The following is a 1,735-nucleotide window of genomic DNA, read 5'->3' as shown; positions in this document are numbered from 1 at the left end:
TGCCAACAATTCAACACCCCAAAATCACCAATATGGACTGATAAAAAATAAAATATTAACTTTAAGGAACTGGACTAGTGCTTTTCATAGGACACGTTGTTACCTTGCGTTTTTTCTTTTATTTTTATTCGTTGCGTTTTTAATTCCGTGTTCTTTATAAAAATCCGCTGTCAAATTAGCAAACGGCAAATAATTTCCAATGTTCTTCAGTTCATAAAAGCTTTTTCCTGTCGAGTATTCAATGTATTTCATTAACATTTTAAATTCCGTATCTCTTGGGTTTTTAGCTGCTGCATAGTAAACAAAAGTATTTTCCAAGCAGTTTAACAATTTTAGCCAATAACCTCCAGTATGTGGTCCTTTCTGTCCAAGTTTATGAGAATAAAACTGTCCGACTCTTTTTTGAATCGGATTGGTTTTAGATGACGACTGTCCAATGTAGAGGATATTTTCATTTGGATTCCAGAAATCAGTCAAATGTTCTGTTATGTCATCGATTCCGTTTTGATTTTTCCCATTTACTTTTAATTCAGTCGCTTCTTTTATCCACGAACCAAATGATTTTTCACAAATTCCAAATTTTGGATGCTCGGTAATATTTGTATTTGGGTCATTAGTCTTTGCAATTACATAAACACCATTGAATTTGGCATCAAACTTTTCATTCCATTTAATTGGTTTTGAATAGTTCAAATTGAAATCTGAAAAAAGTTTATGTATTGATACTGCCATCGTTTGGTTTAAATGCAAGGTAACGGCCCTGGGTATGCCTCCGTTCCGACTGCTTGTTTTGCGCCTCTGGGGGTGCCGACCCGACAACGGTATGAGTAAGGAGGCACCGCTTAGGCCGGCGAGCAAAGCAAGCCCGTAAGACGGGAGTTTCCAGGTGTTAATTAGTGATCAATTTAGGGAATTTCTTTCGGTTGGTAGTGATGCCGGAATGGGGCATACCCGATGTTACCTGTAGTTTTTCCTCTTTTTCAAAATTATCTTGATGTCTGAATACAAGTAAAATCCAACAATACATAAAATACTAAACGCCATTAGATATTTCCCTTGAGGAATAGCCGCAAAAAAGCAGCTAATAATTAATAAAATAGAGAGGGGATAAGTGATTAGTCAGGTAATTATTTTCTTCCAACTCCATTCTTTCTCTATTGGTTGTTCATATTCTATTTCCAAAGCCTCGAAAATCTCTTCCAACAGAATATTCCTTTCCATTTTATATACTTTGCGTCCAATAAAAATCAATGCCCCAAGTAAAAGAATGTATCCAACAATTAGCAACCAATACTTAGATGGATCGAAATCCTCATAGACCCAATAAAGCCAGGGCAATGATAGAAGTCCGCAAACGAAAATGAAAATTATTTTGCCAGCGGAGTTAAGTCTGTCCGAAATGTTTTCAAGAATACCTTGCTGGTTTAATTCAAAAGAAAACACTGGATAAAACAGACTGTTCCATCCATTCTGTTTCCAAACTTTTAGAATTCTATTGTGCACCTCTCCGGCTGGTCGATAATCCGATTTTAGAATAGTCCACAAATGAGTTAAAAAAGTGTCTGTTTGCTTTTCTTCGATTAGACTAACAATGTCTGCCTTAGTAATCTCCACAAAAAGGGCTTAAAAATTACAGGTAACGCAGCGCTATGTGTAGTCCGCGATATTTTATGGAAATATAGTGAAAACCTTTTTTGGTTTTCGACGGTATTGGGAATAAAATGTGGCGGTCCAG

At 36.2% G+C, this 1,735-nt stretch carries 2 protein-coding genes; both read right to left on the bottom strand.

Features of this window, described 5'->3' with window-relative positions; genetic code table 11:
• Nucleotides 1-99: 99 nt before the first annotated feature.
• Nucleotides 100-732: a hypothetical protein gene (locus B9Y87_RS21720; RefSeq protein WP_085501050.1), complete on the bottom strand. Its 633-nt coding sequence runs from the start codon at nt 730-732 to the stop codon at nt 100-102.
• A gap of 387 nt (nt 733-1,119) precedes the next feature.
• The gene (locus B9Y87_RS21715; protein WP_085501049.1) at nt 1,120-1,614 is read right to left on the bottom strand and encodes a hypothetical protein; all 495 of its coding nucleotides are present in this window, start codon (nt 1,612-1,614) and stop codon (nt 1,120-1,122) included.
• Nucleotides 1,615-1,735 lie beyond the last annotated feature (121 nt).

Source organism: Arenibacter troitsensis (assembly GCF_900177645.1).
GTDB classification, from domain to species: Bacteria; Bacteroidota; Bacteroidia; order Flavobacteriales; family Flavobacteriaceae; genus Arenibacter; species Arenibacter troitsensis.
This window is presented reverse-complemented; position numbering and strand designations above follow the sequence as displayed.